Source organism: Alcaligenes sp. RM2, from assembly GCF_052931795.1.
On sequence record NZ_JBRFIO010000002.1, the window covers coordinates 918,434 to 937,433 of the forward strand.

General features: G+C 57.3%; 16 protein-coding genes. 5 read left to right on the top strand and 11 right to left on the bottom strand.

Going from position 1 to position 19,000, the window contains the following annotated elements; translation table 11 throughout:
• The 9 genes from ACU6HM_RS11035 to prpB all read right to left on the bottom strand — a co-directional run bounded on the left by ACU6HM_RS11035 (position 1) and on the right by prpB (position 11,296).
• Positions 1–1,212, bottom strand: coding sequence for a DUF2863 family protein (locus ACU6HM_RS11035; RefSeq protein WP_250756849.1), 1,212 nt, complete (start codon positions 1,210–1,212; stop codon positions 1–3).
• A 236-nt stretch (positions 1,213–1,448) separates the two neighbouring features.
• Complete coding sequence (locus ACU6HM_RS11040) at positions 1,449–3,371, bottom strand: TRAP transporter large permease (RefSeq protein WP_446763809.1); 1,923 nt, start codon at positions 3,369–3,371, stop codon at positions 1,449–1,451.
• The gene (locus ACU6HM_RS11045) at positions 3,368–4,000 is read right to left on the bottom strand and encodes a TRAP transporter small permease subunit (protein ID WP_009457722.1); all 633 of its coding nucleotides are present in this window, start codon (positions 3,998–4,000) and stop codon (positions 3,368–3,370) included. Before ACU6HM_RS11045 ends, ACU6HM_RS11040 begins: the two co-directional genes overlap by 4 nt.
• Positions 4,001–4,138: 138 nt before the next feature.
• Entirely contained in the window at positions 4,139–5,305 is a 1,167-nt protein-coding gene (locus tag ACU6HM_RS11050) for a TRAP transporter substrate-binding protein (RefSeq protein ID WP_009457721.1), read from the bottom strand.
• A 321-nt stretch (positions 5,306–5,626) separates the two neighbouring features.
• The gene (gene acnB, locus ACU6HM_RS11055; protein ID WP_022983544.1) at positions 5,627–8,212 is read right to left on the bottom strand and encodes a bifunctional aconitate hydratase 2/2-methylisocitrate dehydratase; all 2,586 of its coding nucleotides are present in this window, start codon (positions 8,210–8,212) and stop codon (positions 5,627–5,629) included.
• A 139-nt stretch (positions 8,213–8,351) separates the two neighbouring features.
• Positions 8,352–8,627: a GNAT family N-acetyltransferase gene (locus ACU6HM_RS11060; RefSeq protein WP_115634098.1), complete on the bottom strand. Its 276-nt coding sequence runs from the start codon at positions 8,625–8,627 to the stop codon at positions 8,352–8,354.
• Positions 8,628–8,638: 11 nt separating this feature from the next.
• On the bottom strand, positions 8,639–9,040 hold the full coding sequence (locus ACU6HM_RS11065; protein WP_009457714.1) for a hypothetical protein: 402 nt from the start codon (positions 9,038–9,040) through the stop codon (positions 8,639–8,641).
• A gap of 88 nt (positions 9,041–9,128) precedes the next feature.
• A complete protein-coding gene (gene prpC, locus ACU6HM_RS11070; protein ID WP_009457712.1) occupies positions 9,129–10,292 on the bottom strand; it encodes a bifunctional 2-methylcitrate synthase/citrate synthase in 1,164 nt (387 codons plus the stop codon).
• A gap of 104 nt (positions 10,293–10,396) precedes the next feature.
• Positions 10,397–11,296, bottom strand: coding sequence for a methylisocitrate lyase (gene prpB / locus ACU6HM_RS11075; RefSeq protein ID WP_083054012.1), 900 nt, complete (start codon positions 11,294–11,296; stop codon positions 10,397–10,399).
• A gap of 254 nt (positions 11,297–11,550) precedes the next feature.
• Here prpB and prpR point away from each other — a divergent pair, with 254 nt between their 5' ends.
• On the top strand, positions 11,551–13,464 hold the full coding sequence (gene prpR, locus ACU6HM_RS11080) for a propionate catabolism operon regulatory protein PrpR (RefSeq protein ID WP_254499593.1): 1,914 nt from the start codon (positions 11,551–11,553) through the stop codon (positions 13,462–13,464).
• Positions 13,465–13,534: 70 nt separating this feature from the next.
• Here prpR and ACU6HM_RS11085 read toward each other — a convergent pair whose 3' ends face one another.
• Positions 13,535–14,983, bottom strand: a complete 1,449-nt coding sequence (locus ACU6HM_RS11085; RefSeq protein ID WP_446763810.1) for an MFS transporter — start codon at positions 14,981–14,983, stop codon at positions 13,535–13,537.
• Positions 14,984–15,114: 131 nt separating this feature from the next.
• On the opposite strand from ACU6HM_RS11085, the gene ACU6HM_RS11090 reads away from it, so the two are divergent.
• Positions 15,115–15,894 carry a helix-turn-helix transcriptional regulator gene (locus ACU6HM_RS11090; protein WP_009457707.1) on the top strand — a complete coding sequence of 260 codons (780 nt, stop codon included), beginning with the start codon at positions 15,115–15,117 and terminating at the stop codon, positions 15,892–15,894.
• Between the two features lie 155 nt (positions 15,895–16,049).
• Here ACU6HM_RS11090 and ACU6HM_RS11095 read toward each other — a convergent pair whose 3' ends face one another.
• Positions 16,050–17,039 (bottom strand): malate dehydrogenase, encoded by a 990-nt coding sequence (locus ACU6HM_RS11095; RefSeq protein ID WP_022983546.1) that lies wholly within the window; start codon positions 17,037–17,039, stop codon positions 16,050–16,052.
• Between the two features lie 289 nt (positions 17,040–17,328).
• Here ACU6HM_RS11095 and ACU6HM_RS11100 point away from each other — a divergent pair, with 289 nt between their 5' ends.
• The 3 genes from ACU6HM_RS11100 (at position 17,329) to sdhD (ending at position 18,998) form a co-directional block, all read left to right on the top strand.
• Entirely contained in the window at positions 17,329–18,099 is a 771-nt protein-coding gene (locus ACU6HM_RS11100) for a GntR family transcriptional regulator (RefSeq protein ID WP_009457695.1), read from the top strand.
• Positions 18,100–18,201: 102 nt separating this feature from the next.
• Positions 18,202–18,615 (top strand): succinate dehydrogenase, cytochrome b556 subunit, encoded by a 414-nt coding sequence (gene sdhC / locus ACU6HM_RS11105; protein WP_009457694.1) that lies wholly within the window; start codon positions 18,202–18,204, stop codon positions 18,613–18,615.
• On the top strand, positions 18,615–18,998 hold the full coding sequence (gene sdhD, locus ACU6HM_RS11110; protein WP_003802535.1) for a succinate dehydrogenase, hydrophobic membrane anchor protein: 384 nt from the start codon (positions 18,615–18,617) through the stop codon (positions 18,996–18,998). Before sdhC ends, sdhD begins: the two co-directional genes overlap by 1 nt.
• The last annotated feature ends 2 nt before the right edge of the window (positions 18,999–19,000 follow it).

The window sequence follows — 19,000 nt, forward strand, 5'->3', positions numbered from 1 at the left end:
TTAGTGCAGCTGTACGGGGTCCAGATCGATTTCGTCCGGCAGTTCCGGGTGCTGCATCTCGCCGTTGATGTCCGGGAAGAAGGGCGCGTTGCAATCGTCGCAGGTCTCGGTGGAGTGCAGGCCGGGCAGGCGCTGAATCTGGACCAGACCCAGGGTGCTGAGCAGGGCGGCAATCACGTCCGGAATGTCGATATGGTCGTCGCTGTGGAAAGAGGACTCGGCCTCTTCCTGGCTCAATACAGGCCAGATACAGCCATAAATCACGGTGGGCGAGGAAATGGTGCTAAAGCCCACGCGATATTCTTCCACTTGTTCTTCACCGCAAGCAACGATGACCGCACGCAAATGGTCGGGCGAGAGCTTCACGGCTGTTTGCAGCCAGGTGATACCGGCCTTCAGGGCCAGTGGGCGAATCTCGCGGTCCGACTCGCGGTTATTGACGTAATAAGCGTTGGGAGCCAGGAACTGCAGCTGGCAGCCGGTAAATAACGGTGTGACGATGGCGGAGTAACGCTCCACCCATTGCTCTACCCAGCGCAGATGGTCGGCTTGCAGATTGTCGCTGGATTGCTGCCAGCGAAACAGGGGCTGACCGACCGGAGCCATAACCACACCAACCAGAAAGCGGGCGTCGGCCAACAGGCTGCTGGCTTCTTCGGGTTTGTTCAGTGGAGCAGGCTCCTGGCTGCGGCCCAGGGCTTGCGCGGTCAGGCTGCGCGTCCAGGCGTAAGCCTGCTGGTAGGTCTGCGGCATCTCGTCGTAATTGACCAGATTGGGCAGCAGAGCGCACATCGTGCCTTCGGCCAGAACTGTGGCGCGCAAGGCCTCTTCCAGTTCCTTGTGTTGCTGGGGTTTCAATACTCCCTGGGGCAGTTGATAGCGTGTCCAGGCGGTCAGCGGGGCTGAAAACAGCAGGGCGTCGTACAGCACGCCGTCATGCTCGATTTGCTGGCATTCGGCGTGGGACTCGGCCAGCTCCATCAGGATTTCGTAATGCTGGTTTTGTTGCTGGCTGCCCAGCAGTTCCAGTGTCTGTTCAACCGCTGTATTGCGGCGTCCGCTATAGAGCTTGTCCAGCAATTGAGCAGTCAGCCCTTGCCAATAGCGATCTTCGATCTGCGAGCCGGAACGTACCAGTGCGTCGGTGTAATTGATCAGACGCTGGATTTCTTTGGGTTGTTGGGCGAGCAGTTTGGAATTGAGTTGCGACATGGACATACAAAACCGAGAGAGGGACAAGCTAGTTTACCCTTTGCCACGACCGGGGTGTGTGAATGAGGGTAGCCCCTAGGGGATGGCTGGTAGAGTTCTGGTGCTTGCAAAATAGAGGCTGGCGATAATTTGTGACTTATCAGGCATGTACGCGAGGGGCCGCCTCCATGCACCCGGCGCCTCCCCTGTGATAGCGGGGGAGGTGTCGGGCCCGGTCCGATGTTGGCAGGTTGCGATCAGTACAACACGCTAGGTAGCCACAGGCCGATGCCGGGGAACAGATACAGGATGATGATCGCCAGGATCTGGATACCCATGAAGGGCATCATGCCCAGGAAAATCTGGTTCAGGGTGACATGGGGTGGCGAGACGCCCTTCAGGTAGAAAGCCGACATGGCAACCGGTGGTGACAGGAATGCGGTTTGCAGGTTCAGGGCGACGAGCAGGCCGAAGAACAGGGGGTCGATCTGATAGTGCGCCAGCAGTGGCAGGAAGATGGGCATGAAGATGATGATGATCTCTGTCCATTCCAGCGGCCAACCCAGCAGGAAAATAACAATCTGCGCCAGGATCATGAACTGGATGGGTGTCAGATCCATGGACAGCACCCAGCCATTGATCAGTTCCTGACCACCCAGCAGGGCGAAGGCGGCCGAGAAAATACTGGAACCGACGAACAGCCAGCAGACCATGGCACTGGTCTTGGCGCTGAGGTACACCGATTCGCGCACCATGGAGAAATTCAAGCGGCGATAGGCGAAGGCCAGCAGGATGCCGCCCAAGGCACCCAAGGCCGCCGCTTCGGTGGGAGTGCACAGGCCAGCGATAATACTGCCCAGCACGGCAAGGATCAGCATGGTCAGCGGAAAGAAGGAGCTGAGCAGCATCTTGAAGATTTCCAGCCGTGCGAAGTTCAGCATGGCGTAGTAGCACAACAAGGCCAGACTGCCCACGACCAGAAAGATCCAGAATGTCATTGGTGCGGCCTGACGTTCTGCTGTAGTGGTTTCTTCGGCTGCCTCTGCTGCAGCTGCGGGAGCTTCTGCGCCCGGTTCGCTGGCACCCAGCGCCACGAGAGGCTCGCTGCCTTCAGGTTCGGATAAACCGCCAGCACCCGGAGGTTCTGCCAGCCCACCGCCACTGTAGTCACTGTCGAAGTTATTGAAACCGCCGCCCATTTCCTGCAGCTCGTAGTGCTCGGCTACTTTGGGTGCAGTGACCGACTGATAGCTAAAGCCCATGACAGCGATGAAGATCACAGCGGGCAGCAAGGCCACGGCCAGATTCTTGACCAGCAGCTTCATGGGCACGTCGACGTTGCGAGGCCCCTTCATGGCGTTGATCAGGCCGGGTACAGCACGGTCTGTAATGGTCTCCTTGATGGTTTGTGCGAAGGCTGGCAGAGGCACGATCCGGTCTTCCGCGGAAAGCGGAGGCGCGACACTGGGCTTGAGCCTGGCCAGAATGATGACGTACACCACGTACAGGACAGCCAGCATCAGGCCGGGGAAAAAGGCCCCGGCATACAGTTTCACGACCGAGACACCCGCGACGGCGCCGTACAGGATCAGGAGTACGGAGGGGGGCAGCAAAATGCCCAGGCAGCCCCCAGCGGTAATGGAGCCAGCCGTTAGCTGCACGCTGTAACCCGCCCGCAGCATGGCGGGCATGGCCAGTAGCCCCATCAGAGTCACCACGGCCCCCACAATGCCCGTGGCCGTGGCAAAGATGGCACAGGTGGCAATGGTGGCTACAGCCAGCGAACCTGGAATTCGTGCCATGGCCAGGTGCATGCCCTGGAACAGGCTCTGGATCAGGTTGGCGCGTTCAACCAGGTAACCCATGAAGATGAACAGAGGCACCGCAATCAGTACGTCGTTGGTCATGACGGCGTAGGTGCGCAGAACCATCAGGTCCAGGGTCTGCTGGATTGCTTGCTGCGTGCCCATGTCGCGATAGGCCAGCCAGGTAAAGATCACCCCCATCCCCATCAGGGTGAAGGCGGTGGGAAAGCCCAGCATGATGGTGACGACAATCAGCGCCAGCATGAGCAGGCCCAAATGGCCGTTGCTCATGTCTGCTGGCGCTGGCATGAGGATGGCAATGCTCAGGACGATGCTGATCAGTAGGGTGAGCCCGAACCAGATTTCTTTTCTCATGTTGGACTCCCTTTCTTGCCGTCGCCTGTGACAAAGGCATCCAGTTTCTCAATGTCATCGCTTTTGACGTCCACCATATCCATGAGCTTGTCGACATCGACTTCCTCAACGTCCTTGTCGCGCGAAGGCCATTTCCCGTCTCGCAGGCAGCGTACGCAATACACCATTTCCACGAAGCTTTGCAGCAGAAGGCAGAAACCGGCCAGCGGGATGATGGCCTTGAACGGGTAGATGGGCGGTCCGTTGGCCGTGATATTGGAGTGCTCCGTGATGGCCCAGGACTCGGCTGCGAAGTAGTAACCGGCCCAGAACATGGCGACCACACCAGGGATGAAGAACAGGATGTACAGGATCAGATCCAGGGCTGCCTGAAGGCGGGGTGGAAAAAAGCCGTACAGCACATCCCCGCGCACATGGCCGTTCTTGGAGAGCGTGTAGGCACCGGCCATCATGAACAGGCCACCGTACAGCATGTTCATCATGTCAAAGGCCCAGGCGTGCGGGTTGGAGAGTACGTATCGAGAGAAGACCTCGAAGGAAACGAACAGGGTCAATGCCAGGACTAGCCAGCCGAACAACTGGCCTATCCACGTATTGAACCGGTCGATAAAGACCAGAATTTTCTGCATGGTAGGTTCACCTTGCTAGCGCGGAAAGGGTCTGATGCGTGTCGGCTGCGGCTTGGGGCGCGGCCGGCCTGGAGTGGGGAAGGAGACGTCATCCACATCCGGCTGGACGGGATGACGCAGTGCAATTGCCGTTAGGGGTCAGCTCTTGGCTTGGGGAGCCTTGCGACCGAAGTAGTGGTTGTAGGCCATACGGCGGTTATTGTTGGTGTCCATGTCCCACGCCATGGCGCGTGCCGCGAACGCTCGTTGCGATGCGTCGATTTCCTTGAAAAGGGGGTTGGTCTCGGCCTTCTTGGCAACGATCTGGTCCCACACGACCAGCTGTTGCTGCAGAATGGTGTCGGGCGTTTTGTAGAATTTGACGCCGTCTTCCTTTTGCAGGCGTTGGTAGTCCTGCGAGTAACGGTCAACTGCTTTCCAGGACATGTCGGCCGATGCGGCCTCCACGGCGTTGTCGACGATGGCCTTCAGCTGTGTCGGCAAGGCGTTGTACTTGTCCTTGTTGAACATGATCTCGAAGGTTTCTGAAGCCTGGTGAAAGCTTTGCAACATGCAGACCTTGGACACGTCCGGAAAGCCCAGAGCGCGGTCCGAGGCGGCGTTGTTGAACTCCGCACCATCGAGCAGGCCGCGGTCCAGTGCCGGAACAATTTCACCGCCCGGCAAAGCATTGACGGCCGCGCCCATTTCAGTGAACAGGTCGATAGCCAGGCCATTGGTGCGGAACTTCAAACCCTTGAGATCTTCAGTCTTGGTGATAGGTTTTTTGAACCAGCCGAACGGTTGCGTGGGCATCGGGCCGGTCAGGAAGGAGACGACATTGCCACCGATGGCATCGTACAGCTTGGCCAGTAGCTCCTTGCCACCGCCATACTTGTGCCATGCCAGGACCATATTGGCGTCCATGCCGAAGGCCGGTCCTGACGAAAACAAGGCCAGGGCGTTCTGCTTGCCGTAGTTGTAACCCAGCACGCCGTGGCCCCCGTCCAGCGTTCCCTTGGAGACGGCATCCAGCAGGCCAAAGGCCGGTACAACAGCCCCTGCGGGCAAAACTTCGATTTTCAGATCTCCACCGGTCATGTCGTTGATCTTCTTGGCGAAATCAAGAGCGAATTCGTGGAAGATGTCGACGGTGGGCCAAGTGCTTTGGAAGCGGAAGTTGATGGGACCCTGCGCGCGAGCGATGGCAGGAAAGCCCATCGTTGCTGCAGCCGCGGTGCCGGCTGCAGCACCGCTCAGGAACTTGCGCCGGGATGCGCCAGTTTGTGCTTGAGGCGCGGTGCTTTTTTTGATCCTGTTTCTCATTGGGTGTGTCTCCGAAGTGGCTGTGAGCGTTCGAGAGCAAACTGCAGCAATCTGATTTTTCAGCGTTATTTCAGTTTTCTTTCAGTTTGCTTTCAGCTTTATATGCGATTCGAACACTGGCCGTACATAAGGAGTAACCACAATGATGATAGGGGTATACCCGTGGGCAGATAAGCGTGAGTGAGTGCACCTTTAGCGACGGGTGGGCTGTGCTGAACAGGCTTTTTACAGGCCTCTTGAGAGGGAAGTCATTTCAAACAGGCAAAGAAAAACGCCTTCGCCGCATGAAGCGGCGAAGGCGTTTTTTGCAAGCGCTAGGGCTTACAGACCTACGGAGTCAGCAATTTCCTTGAACTCTTCGATCTGGTCGAAGTTCATGTAGCGATAGATGTCTTCGCTATTGGCTTGCAGAACGCCCATGTCGGCCAGGTACTCTTCGCGGGTCGGGATGCGGCCCAGACGCGAGCAGATGGCAGCCAGTTCAGCCGAACCCAGGAACACGTTGGTGTTCTTGCCCAGACGGTTGGGGAAGTTACGGGTGCTGGTGGACATGACGGTGGCGCCTTCGCGAACCTGTGCCTGGTTACCCATGCACAGCGAGCAACCGGGCATTTCCATACGAGCACCAGCTACGCCCAGAACGCCGTAGTGGCCTTCTTCGCTCAGCTGTTGCTGGTCCATCTTGGTCGGAGGAGCGACCCACAGACGGGTTGGAATGTCGCGCTTGCCTTCCAGCAGCTTGGAAGCGGCACGGAAGTGACCGATGTTGGTCATGCAGCTACCGATAAACACTTCGTCGATCACGGTGCCGGACACGTCGGACAGCGTCTTCACGTCGTCCGGGTCGTTCGGGCAAGCCACGATAGGTTCGTGGATTTCAGCCAGATCGATGTCGATCACAGCGGCGTATTCAGCGTCTGCATCGGGCTCCAGCAGTTCCGGGTTGGCCAGCCAGGCTTCCATGCCCTTGATACGACGGGAGATAGTGCGCTCGTCTTCGTAGCCATTGGCAATCATCCACTTGAGCAGCGTGATGTTGCTGTTCAGGTATTCGATGATGGGCTCTTTGCTCAGGCGCACGGTACATGCAGCAGCGGAGCGCTCGGCCGAAGCGTCGGACAGCTCGAAAGCCTGTTCGATCTTCAGGTTGGGCAGACCTTCGATTTCCAGAATGCGGCCGGAGAAGATGTTCTTCTTGCCGGCTTTCTCGACGGTCAGCAAGCCTTGCTTGATGGCGTACAGAGGAATGGCGTTAACCAGGTCACGCAGGGTGACGCCGGGCTGCATTTCGCCCTTGAAGCGCACCAGCACGGATTCTGGCATGTCCAGAGGCATCACACCGGTAGCAGCGGCAAAGGCCACCAGACCGGAACCAGCGGGGAAGCTGATGCCGATAGGGAAACGGGTGTGCGAGTCGCCGCCAGTGCCCACGGTATCGGGCAACAACATGCGGTTCAGCCAGGAGTGGATGATACCGTCGCCTGGACGCAGGGAAACACCACCGCGTGTGCTGATGAAAGCAGGCAGTTCGTGGTGAGTTTTAACGTCAACAGGTTTGGGGTAAGCGGCGGTGTGGCAGAAGGACTGCATTACCAGATCGGACGAAAAGCCCAGGCAAGCCAGGTCTTTCAGTTCGTCGCGAGTCATTGGGCCAGTCGTGTCCTGGCTACCAACGGTAGTCATGCGTGGTTCGCAGTAAGTACCGGGACGCACGCCCTGGCCTTCAGGCAGACCGCAAGCACGGCCAACCATCTTCTGGGCCAGGGAGAAGCCTTTACCGGAGTCGGCAGGGCTTTGTGGCAGGCGGAAAAGGGTGGTTGGGGGCAGACCCAGTGCTTCGCGAGCACGGGTGGTCAGGCCACGGCCAATGATCAGGGGAATACGGCCACCGGCACGCACTTCGTCAAACAGGACGTCGGACTTGACCTGGAATTCGGAGATCAGTTCGCCATTCTTGAAGGCCTTGCCTTCGTAGGGACGCAGTTCCACCACATCGCCCATTTCCATTTTGGAAACGTCCAGTTCGATAGGCAAAGCGCCGGCATCTTCCATGGTGTTGTAGAAGATAGGAGCAATCTTGCTGCCCAGACACACGCCACCAAAGCGCTTGTTGGGAACGAAAGGAATGTCTTCGCCGGTGAACCACAACACGGAGTTGGTGGCCGATTTACGCGAAGAACCGGTACCGACCACGTCGCCCACGTAGGCAACCAGGTGGCCCTTTTCTTTCAGGGATTCGATAAAGCTGACAGGACCTTTCTTGCCGGGCTCTTCAGGTTCGATACCTGGGCGCGGGTTCTTCAGCATGGCCAGAGCGTGCAGCGGAATGTCCGGGCGGCTCCAGGCGTCAGGGGCGGGGGACAGATCGTCCGTGTTGGTCTCGCCGGTGACTTTGAAAACGGTCACGGTCAGGCTTTCTGGAACTTCAGGACGGCTGGTGAACCACTCGCCGTCGGCCCAGCTTTGCAGCACTTCTTTTGCAAAGGCATTGCCTTTTTCGGCTTTTTCCTGAACGTCGTGGAAAGAGTCAAACATCAACAGGGTGTTTTTCAGGCCGTTGGCGGCGATCTGACCCAGTTCAGGCGAATCCAGCAGATCGATCAGCGGGCTGATGTTGTAGCCACCCAGCATGGTTCCCAGCAGCTCAGTGGCACGCTCGCGGCTGATCAAAGCACAGGTTTCTGTGCCCAGCGCGATGGCGGCCAGGTAGGAGGCTTTCACTTTGGCAGCATCGTCCACACCGGCGGGGACGCGGTGCGTCAGCAGGTCGACCAGAAATGCTTCCTCACCGGCAGGTGGGTTCTTGATGAGCTCGATCAGCTCGGCGGTCTGCTGAGCCGACAAAGGCAGCGGGGGAATGCCCAGAGCAGCGCGCTCGGCAACATGTTCGCGGTAAGAGTCCAGCATAGTGCGGGTGCCTATCGGTAAATGGTTGATATGAAAATGCAATAAATCGCGTGTTGCCCCAATTGTAATTTGAAGCGCGCAGCGAAGCAATGGTCTTATATCTTATATAAGACTTACGAGAAGCTGACTGTTATCGGGCTCAGGCCAGCAAGTCGGCGTATTCAGGGTGACGGCGGAAATAGACCACGGCATAGCTGCAAATGGGGCGTACTTTCCACTGTTGGTTTTTTGCCGTTTCCAGCGCAAAGCGGGTCAGTTGCCCCGCAATGCCGCGGCCTTCCAGCTCGGGCGGCACACGGGTGTGGGTGATGCTCATGACAGCATCGTCCAGTTCGTATTCGATCACGCTGCGGCGGTTTTCAATGTCGCAGTAAAACAGACGCGCTTGCGGGTCGTGGTGGATCTCGGTAGTCATGGCAGGCTCCTTCAAGTGGGGTTGGAGTGCAGGGCGATCAGAATCCAAACAGCCAGCATGGCGATCATGCCCAGAAAGCAGCCGCCCCACAGTCCCATCAGGGGCCATTTGACGCCCATGGGAACGTCGTCGGGCTGTACGTGCTTGAGCAGACGATTGGCATTGCCAAACAGCGAGCTTTGGCGTTTGGGGAAATTCAGACGTAAAAAATAATCCAGCAGTACGCCTGCCTTCAGCGAAAAACTGAGTTTTTCCCAGGGGTACTGATCCAGATAGGGATGACGCAACACCTGGTTGCTGCGGCGCAGATTGAAAAGCAGTAAATACGCACCGGAGACCAGACTGGTCAAGGCACAGGCAATCATCAAGGTGCCGGCCAGCGGCAGGGCGTAGCGTACAAATTCAGAGAGCATGGAAGTCACCAGCAAGACGGCCCCGCGTGCGCAATGCAGCGGGGCCGTGGGTTAGATCACAGGCAAATAATAGCCCAGGATCTGTGACTTATGGGCGCTGGTCCAGAGGCACAAAGCTCTGGTTTTCAGGGCCAATGTAGTTGGCGGTAGGACGAATAATCTTGTTGTCCACGCGCTGCTCAATGATGTGAGCCGCCCAGCCAGCCGTACGCGCGATCACGAACAAAGGCGTGAACATGGCAGTAGGCACACCCATGGTGTGATAGGACACGGCCGAGAACCAGTCCAGATTGGGGAACATTTTCTTCACTTCCCACATCACACTTTCCAGACGCTCGGCAATGTCGAACATGCGAGTGTTGCCATCGGCCACGGCCAGCTCTTTGGCCACCGATTTGATCACTTCGTTGCGTGGGTCGGAGATGGTGTAGACGGGATGACCGAAGCCAATAATGACTTCCTTGTTTTCCACGCGCTTGCGGATGTCTTCTTCTGCCTGGTCGGGGTTCTCGTAGCGCTTCTGGATTTCAAAAGCCACTTCGTTGGCACCGCCGTGCTTGGGGCCGCGCAGGGCACCGATCGCACCGGCAATCGCGGAATAGAAGTCCGAACCCGTACCGGCGATAACGCGGCTGGTAAAGGTGGAGGCGTTGAACTCGTGCTCGGCGTACAGGTTCAGCGAGACATGCATGGCTTTTTCCCACTCGGCCGATGGCTTCTCGCCGTGGAGCAGGTGCAGGAAGTGCGCGCCGATACTGTCGTCGTCGGTCTGTACGTCAATCATCTCGCCGTTGTGGCTGTAGTGGTACCAGTACAGCAGGGCCGAACCCAGGCAAGCCATCAGACGGTCGGCGATGTCGCGTGCGTCGGGCAGGTTGTGGTCGTCTTTTTCAGGCAGCACGCAGCCCAGAACCGACACGGCAGTACGCATCACGTCCATGGGGTGGCTGTGGGCAGGTAGGGTTTCCAGCGCGGTTTGCAGGGCCAGAGGCAGGCCACGCAGACGCTTGAGCTTTTGTTTATACGCGCGCAGTTCGTCGCGGTTGGGCAGTTTGCCGTGGATCAGCAAATGAGCCACTTCTTCAAATTCGCAAGCCTGGGCCAGGTCCAAGATATCGTAGCCGCGGTAGTGCAGATCATTGCCACTGCGACCGACCGTGCACAAGGCGGTATTGCCTGCAACAACGCCAGACAGGGCAACAGATTTCTTGGGCTTGAAGCCAGTGCTAGGGGTGTTCTCAGTACTGCTCATAAAGGTCTCCTGGTTGCTGGGCAGCCAGCACGAGGCTGGCTGCTGAATGGGGTTTTACCCGCGCGACGGCCCTGATCACGGGCCGGGCGGGAGCCTGTGGTGGCTCAGGACTTCTTGTTTTTCTGGAACAGCTTGTCGAGGCTTTGCTCGTAAGCATGGTAGCCGATACGATCGTACAGTTCTTCACGAGTCTGCATCAAATCGATGACATTTTTTTGATGTCCGTCACGACGGATCGCCTGGTAGACAGTTTCGGCGGCCTTGTTCATGGCGCGGAAAGCGGACAGGGGGTAGAGCACCATGGCCACATTGGCCGAAGCCAGTTCTTCCACCGTGAACAGCGGGGTTTGACCGAACTCGGTAATGTTGGCCAGCACGGGCACATCCAGCGTTTCGGTAAAGCGACGGTAGGTGTCCAGGTCGTAGCAGGCTTCAGCAAAAATGCCGTCTGCACCCGCTTCCACGCAAGCCTGGGCACGTTCCAGAGCAGCGTCCACGCCTTCGACGGCAATCGCGTCTGTACGAGCCATGATGAAGAATTCTGGATCGGTACGTGCGTCAACAGCGGCTTTCACGCGGTCGGCCATTTCACCAGTGCTGACGATTTCTTTGCCGGGGCGGTGACCGCAACGCTTGGCACCCACCTGGTCTTCAATGTGGCAAGCGGCAGCGCCGAACTTGATCAGGCTTTTGATCGTGCGGGCAATGTTGAAGGCCGAAGCGCCAAAGCCGGTATCAATGTCCACCATCAAAGGCAGATCGCACACATCGGTAATGCGACGAATGTCGGTCAGCACGTCGTCCAGCGTGTTGATGCCCAGATCAGGCAAGCCCAAAGAGCCAGCCGCGACACCGCCACCCGACAAGTAGATGGCGCGGTAGCCGGCGCGTTGGGCCAGCAAAGCGTGGTTGGCGTTGATGGCGCCGATGATTTGCAAAGGCTGTTCTTCACGCAGGGCCTGGCGGAAACGGGCGCCTGCCGATGTCAGTTGGTTTTGGCTCATTTGGGGCTCCAGATCACAAGATATAAAAATGTCGTCAGCGTAGTGCTGCGATGGGTTGGTTCTACGAAAGCAAATGCTGTGCCAAGTTCAAATATGGGGGCGATGAAAAGCCTGAACCCAGAGGAGGCGGGGATTTCTCGCGTGGAGCGATGTCGTCGCTCCCTTCCAGGAATATTGTCTTTTTCTGTTTTGTGTTTCAATATTGAAACGTAATTTGAAACAATGTCGCATTATTGAAGCCCGGGTGAAACCATATGCCTTATCCTTCCTCCCCGCCTGCGCGTCTGCGTCTGGTAGCTTTTGGCTTGCATGGACTGCGTTCTCTATTGGAAGAGCTGGTGCCGCAGTTTCGCGCTCAGGCCGAAATACTGATTGTGGACAAAGCCTATGGCGAGGCCGTGGAGGCCGTGCAGGTTTTGCGACAAACAGGCGAAATCGACGTGCTGGTGTCCGCCGGTTCCAACGGCAGTTATTTGCGCGAACATCTGGACTTGCCGGTGGTGTTGGTCCATCCCGGTGGCTTCGACATTATGGGCAGCCTGGCCTCGGCACAGGCAGAGCGCAAAGCGGTGGTGACCTATGGTGAAATGCCGCTGGAGCTGATGGAGTTCGTGCAGCGTTTTGATCTGCCTGTGGAGTTACGCAGCTATCGCAGCGAGGCTGATGCACGTAGCTGTGTCCAGGATTTGAAAGAGTTGGGCGTGGAGTGGGTGCTGGCACCCGGTCTTGTGGTGGATCTGGCGCGCGAGAATCAGATGGAAGGCGTGCTGCTGTATTCACAAGGAGCGGTGCGACAGGCCCTGGAATCCGCTATCGAACTGGCTCGTGTGGCTCGCGCTGAGGCTGCTCGCCGGGATCGCTTGAATACGATTCTGGCGCAGTTGCGTGACGGCGTGGTGTCAGTGGACAGGGACGAGCGGATTGAAACCGTCAACCCGGCGATGGAAGCCTGGTTGGGCCAACCGGCTCAAGCCATGATTGGCCGTCGTTTGGGTTCCTTGTATCCCGAGCTGGATCTGGCTGGCACGCTGCGCAGTCTGGAAGTGCAGTTGGATACGGTGCAGCAAGTAGGTGGCCGTACCGCGATCGTGACCCGCATGCCGATTCTGGAGCAGGGGCGCTTGAGCGGGGCAGTGCTGCTTTGCCAGGACCCGGCAGCGATTCAACGACTGGACCGCAGCTTGCGTTCACGCAGTCAGCAAGCCGCATCGCGTCATGCCCGTTACGAGCTATCTGATCTGGTGGGGCAAAGCTCGCCCATGCGCAAGCTGCGTGCTCAAGCCCAGGCTTGCGCTCAAAGTACAGCCACAACCTTGATTATTGGTGAAAGCGGCACAGGCAAGGAATTGCTGGCTCAAGGCATTCACAGCGCCAGCGCCAGACGCGCGCAACCCTTTGTGGCCGTGAACTGCGCGGCTTTCCCGGACAGCCTGTTGGAAAGCGAGCTGTTCGGGTATGTGGAGGGGGCATTTACCGGCTCCAGTCGAGGTGGCAAGGTGGGGCTGGTGGAAGCGGCCCACACCGGCACCCTGTTTCTGGACGAGATCGGCGAAATGCCCTTGCCGCTACAAACCCGTTTGCTGCGTGTGCTGCAAGAAAAAGAAGTGCTGCGTATCGGGGCTATTGAGCCAACGCCGGTGGATGTGCGCGTGATTGCGGCTACTCACCGCGATCTGGCCGCGCAGGTTAAAGAAGGCGTGTTCCGCCAGGATCTGTTTTATCGACTGAACATTCTGGTGCTGCGTTTGCCGCCTTTGCGTCTGCGCACGCAGGACTTGCCGGAGTTGGTGGAGCATTTACTGGCCAAGGTTGCCCAACGTCTGGGTGGTGCAAGCATGCTCAACCCGCAGTGGATGGCGGAGTTGCTTGAACTAGGCCGCCACTACACATGGCCCGGCAATATCCGCGAGCTGGAAAACCTGATCGAACGCTTGATGGTCCTGGGCACAGTGCAAGGCGATCAGGCTGTGGTGCTGGAAGATATTGCGCCTGAGTTGCGGGCCGTGGTGAGCGAGCCCGCCTCGCCAGCCTTGCGTGATCAGCAGGAGCGCAGTGAACAAGAGCATTTGGCCAAAGTACTGGAAGAGTGTGGCGGTAACCGTGCCTTGGCGGCACAGCAGTTGGGAATTAGCCGTAGTACCTTGTGGCGGAAGTTGCGTAAAGGCTGATGGTATTTGGCTGTATTCAGCTCGCTTAAATGAAGCCAATGAGCAGACTTCCACCAGTTAAGGCTTATTTCTAGTGTTGGCTGGTTCTGCTTAACGCCAGTAATAGCAAACTGATCAGCAGAGCAGCAGCCATGTTATAGAGCATGCCCATTGCAAAGGCAGAGATATATTGTTCTGCAATGGTTGAGGTGGCGCTGCCTGAAGTGCGCCCGTTATTAAAGAGCAGGCCGACCACGGCAATCCCCAGGGCTGCGCCGACTTGTTGGGTGCTGGAGATTACACCTGAGGCCATGCCTGCTTGCGTTTCATCGACGAAGCCTAGAACCAGATTCAGCAAGGGCGTCATGATTAGACCTTGGCTGGCTCCCAGAAGAGTCAGGGCGGGAATCAGGTATGTGGGAGTCAACTCTGTACCGCTTGACGCAATTTGAGCAATCAGCCAGGCAAAAGAGAGGGCGTAGAGGAAAGAGCCAACGGTAATGGCTAGGGTGCCGTAGCGGGCGACGAGGCGGGGAGCACTCAGGGATGCGGCCACAAAACCCACACTGGCAGGGGCAAAGATGCTGCCCGCATACAGAGGGCTTAAGCCCAAGCCACTTTGCAGCAACAGGGCAAAGCAGAGAAAGAAAGAACTGGCGGTGGAGTACACCAACAACACCAATAGAGTCCCTAAAGCAAAGCGCGGCTGGGTTAGAAGCTGCATGTCCACTAAAGGAGCGTGACCTGTGCAGCGCCGTTTTTCTTGGTGCAGATAGAAGACCCCTAGGAAGGCAGCAGCGGCGGCAAGGCTGGCCAGGCTGGATGGGGGCCACCCATGCTCGGCGCTTTGGATGAGAGGGATGAGCAAAAGGCTCAGTGCCAGGCTGATCAACATGACGCCAGCACCATCCAGGCTGCTGCTTTGGTCAGCACGGGTTTCAGGGATGTAGCGGGCGGCGGCAATTGCCAGCAATCCGATTGGAATATTGATTAAAAAGATGCTGCGCCAGCCCAACTGGAATAAATCGGCGTGAACCATCCAGCCCCCCAGTATTTGCCCAGCGATGGCGGCCAGCCCCAGCGTCATACCTAAAAGCCCAAACGCTCGGCGGCTGTTGTCTCCGTCAAAATTGACTCGGATGGAGGCATAAACTTGGGGAAAGAGCAGGGCTGCTGCCAGTCCTTGTGCTACTCGGGCCACAATAAGCAGTGGAGCATTGGGGGCAACACCGCACAGAGCCGAGGCTACGGTGAAGCTGGTCATGCCGATAATGAAAAGTCGGCGCCTGCCGAATAGATCGCCCAAGCGGCCGCCTGTAATCAGCAGTACGCCGAAGGCTAGTTCATAAGCCGCCACAATGAAGCCAATCTCGGTAAAGCTGGCCCCCAGCTGGTCTTGAATACTGGGGATGGCGATATTGACGACGAATAAATCAAAAATTGTGACGAATCCGGCCAGAAGCAGGACGGCAAGGCCGAGCCAGGGCGGGTTGTTTGCTGCGTGTGAGCAAGGGGTAGAGCAGAAGGAATTCGAGTTCATGATGCTTGTCTGAGGTGAAAACATCTGTATTCTTGAATTCTTTTTAAGCGATTACAATTTAACTGTTTATGCTATTACTGAAAGTAAAGGGGGGTTGATTAGTGAGAACGCTGGAACGAACGCGGCCCGATTTGTCCGCTTTTTTGCGCACCTGTCGTGAACGCCTTTTGCCTCAGGATGTAGGCTTGCCTAGCGGTGGCCGACGTCGTACTCCCGGATTGCGGCGCGAGGAGGTTGCTGCTTTGGCCGGAGTGGGGTTGACCTGGTATACCTGGCTGGAGCAAGGCCGTGACATCGGGGTCTCAGCCAGCTTTCTGGATAATTTGGCTCGCGTTTTGAAGCTGGACGCGGCCGAGCGACGTCATCTGTTTTTGCTGGCTCACGAGCGGCTGCCAGCTGAGCCGGGTATCACCTGGTGTGTCTTGCCTCCTCTGGTGCGACGCTTGATGCACGATTTGCCCCATCCTGCTTTTGTTCTGAATCTCCGTTGGGATGTCTTGGGCTTCAATGACATGGCCGATGAATTGCTGGGCTTTGGCGCTCATCAGCCAGGACAGCGTAATTTGCTCTGGCAGATGTTTACGGATCCGGTGCTGCATACGCGTTTTGCATCTTGGGAACAGCAGGCAGCAGAAATGTTGTCCGGCTTTCGGCGGGATTTCGCACGTGCGACAGAGGGTACGGATATGCAGGAGCTGGTCAATGAGCTCAAGCGGGTCTCACCGGAGTTCAAGCAGTACTGGGATCAACATGATGTGCATTTGCCCTGTAGTGGCCTGCGTAGTCTGGTCCTGGATGGGCAACTGCGCGAGTTCGAGCAGACTTCGCTCATTATTGATGAAAGCCGCCATTTGCGGATGGTGGTCTATGCACAGTCTTTGCAGGATGAGGCGAACGTAGACGCGGTGTAGCGTCTGATCAGCGCTCTGTCTTGGGTTTTTAGTCAGGGATGGCGGGTTGCGCTATCTGCAACTCGGCCTTTGGCATGCAGCGCCCGGCACTTCTTTGTGGTCTGCAAAAAAAATCCCCGCCGTTCAGGCGGGGATTTTGCAGACTAGCGGGTCAATTAACCCAGCAGGTCTTTCACACCGTCACGCTCTTCCAGCAGCTCGTTCAGGGTGTGGTCCATGCGCTCACGGGAGAAGGCGTCGATTTCCAGCCCTTCAACACGCTTGTACTCACCGTTTTCGGTGGTCACAGGCACGCCGTAGATGATGCCTTCAGGAATGCCGTAGGAGCCGTCCGAAGGAACACCCATGGTGACCCATTTGCCGTTCGAACCCAGCACCCAGTCGCGCACGTGGTCGATGGCGGCGTTGGCAGCCGAAGCAGCCGAGGACAGGCCACGGGCTTCGATGATGGCGGCGCCACGTTTGCCCACGGTGGGGATGAAGGTTTCGCGGTTCCAGGCCTGATCGTTGATGATCGCGTCGATCTTCTCGCCGTTCACGGTAGCGAAACGGGTGTCAGGGTACATGGTGGGCGAGTGGTTGCCCCAAACGATCAGGTTCTCGATGTCAGCAACAGCCTTGCCGGACTTGGTGGCCAACTGCGACAGGGCGCGGTTGTGGTCCAGGCGCAGCATGGCAGTGAAGTTCTTCGCTGGCAGATCAGGAGCGGACTTCATGGCAATGTAGGCGTTGGTGTTGGCAGGGTTGCCGACCACCAGCACTTTCACGTCACGGCTGGCCACTTTGTTCAGGGCACGGCCTTGTGCTGTGAAGATCTGGGCGTTGAAGGCCAGCAGATCTTTACGCTCCATGCCTGGGCCACGAGGACGGGCACCGACCAGCAGGGCGATATCAGCATCTTTGAAGGCGGTTTCAGGATCGCTGTGGGCGGACATGCCTTGCAGCAGCGGGAAGGCGCAGTCGTCCAGTTCCATCATGACGCCCTTCAGGGCCTTTTGGGCTTTCTCGTCGGCGAGTTCCAGCAGCTGCAGGATTACAGGCTGGTCTTTGCCCAGCATTTCGCCGGAAGCGATGCGAAACAGCAGGGCGTAGCCAATCTGGCCAGCAGCGCCGGTAACGGCGACGCGCATTGCGGGTTTGGACATGAGAGTAAGACTCCGTTTTTGGGTTTGAAGACGGTGACGAAAAACACAGTTTAAATCTTTTGCAGACCGGGCGGCTGGCGTGGAAAACGGTTTTTCGCAAGAGGAAAAGCCTCTTTTTTCACTGCGCAGACTAGACCAAAACGATAGCGGCGTCAAACGTCTTATATCTTATATAAGACATAAGAGCGTTAGACATTCGGGGCCGGTCATGCGAAAATTAGTGCACTGTCTATTTTATGAACAAATGCGCGTTTCAAGCTGTATCTGCCGCGCATTTTTTATGAGCCCCATGTCTGATAACGTGCCGCCGCTACGCACCCAGGAAATCGAAAAATCCGCTCCTAGCGCGGCCTATAGCCCTCTGTATCAACAGATCAAGGCTTTGTTGCTGCAGGGGCTGGATCGTGGCGAGTGGAAGCCCGGCGAAGCCATCCCCAGTGAACTGGAGCTGGCTGCCCGCTTTCAGGTCAGCCAGGGCACGGTGCGCAAGGCCATTGATGAGCTGGCCGCCGACAACCTCCTGATCCGTCGTCAAGGCAAGGGTACCTTTGTGGCCACCCATCACGAAGCTCGTGTGCGCTTTCGTTTCCTGCGCCTGGCCCCGGATGATGGCAAGCCTGTGGCTTCCCAGAGCCGTATTCTGGATGTGCGTCGAATGAAAGCGCCTACGGATGTTGCCGTGCTGCTGGATTTGCGCACCTCCGACATGGTGGTGAACCTGCGCCGGGTTTTGTCCTTTGATCAGGTCCCGACCATTTATGACGATATCTGGCTGCCTGGCTCCGTCTTCAAGGGTTTGACCCTGGAGGCCGTCGAGCAGAACAAGGGCCCGATGTACGCCTGGTTCGAGAGCAAATTCGGCGTGAGCATGGTGCGCGCAGATGAAAAGATTGGTGCTGTCAGTGCCACCGAAGAGGCCGCCTCGGTCTTGCAGGTCGCTGCCGGTTCGCCGCTCCTGCACGTGGAACGCGTGTCCTATACCTATGGTGATCGACCGATGGAGTTGCGCCGGGGCTTGTACCTGACTGAGCGCTTCCATTACCGAAACACGCTCAGCTAGTTCGGCGGCATACGGTATTTGATACTGCGCCGTAGTGTCAAATAGGTGAAAATACCAAGGTTAAAAATTTTATGACTTTTTTTTATCTACTTCGAGGCCATCATGTCTGATACCGCACCCAAGCAGCGTCCGCAGTATCGCAATATCAGCGTGCCGCAGATATTGAGCTACCGCTTGCCCCTGGCTGCAAAATCGTCGATTTTGCATCGTGTCAGTGGTGCATTGCTGTTTCTTTGCCTGCCGCTCGTTCTATTGCCACTGTTCTCTTTGAGCGTCAGCTCTCCAGAGTCCTTCGAGACCTTGCGCAGCTACGTCGACAACCCTGTCTGTAAGCTGATCCTTCTGGTCCTGATCTGGGGCTACCTGCACCACTTCTGTGCCGGCATCCGCTATCTGGCACTGGACCTGCACCTGGGTAACGACAAAGAGTCCGCCAAGAAGTCGGCCGGTATGGTGTTCGGGGTCAGCCTGGCGCTGACCGTTGTGTTTGGTTTGAAACTGTTTGGGGTGTGGTAATGGCAAATCGTGAGCGCATTGGCGCAAACCGCCTGGTAGTGGGTGCCCACTACGGTACCTTGGACTTTCTGGCACAGCGTGTCACCGCAGTCATCATGGCCATCTACACCTTGGTCATCATCGGCGGCATCCTGTTTAGCAGTGAACTGAATTTCGAGACCTGGCGCGGCCTGTTCTCGTTCACGGTCGGCTCCCTGCCTTTGGGTCAGTTGCTGGCAACCTTGTTCTTCCTGTCTTTGTCCTGGCACGCCTGGATTGGTGTGCGTGACATCTGGATGGACTACGTCAAGCCCGCTGGTCTGCGCTTGTTCCTGCAAGTGTTGACCTTGCTGTGGCTGGTTGCCAGTGTCGTCTTTTTTGCAAAAATTATCTGGAGTCTCTAAAC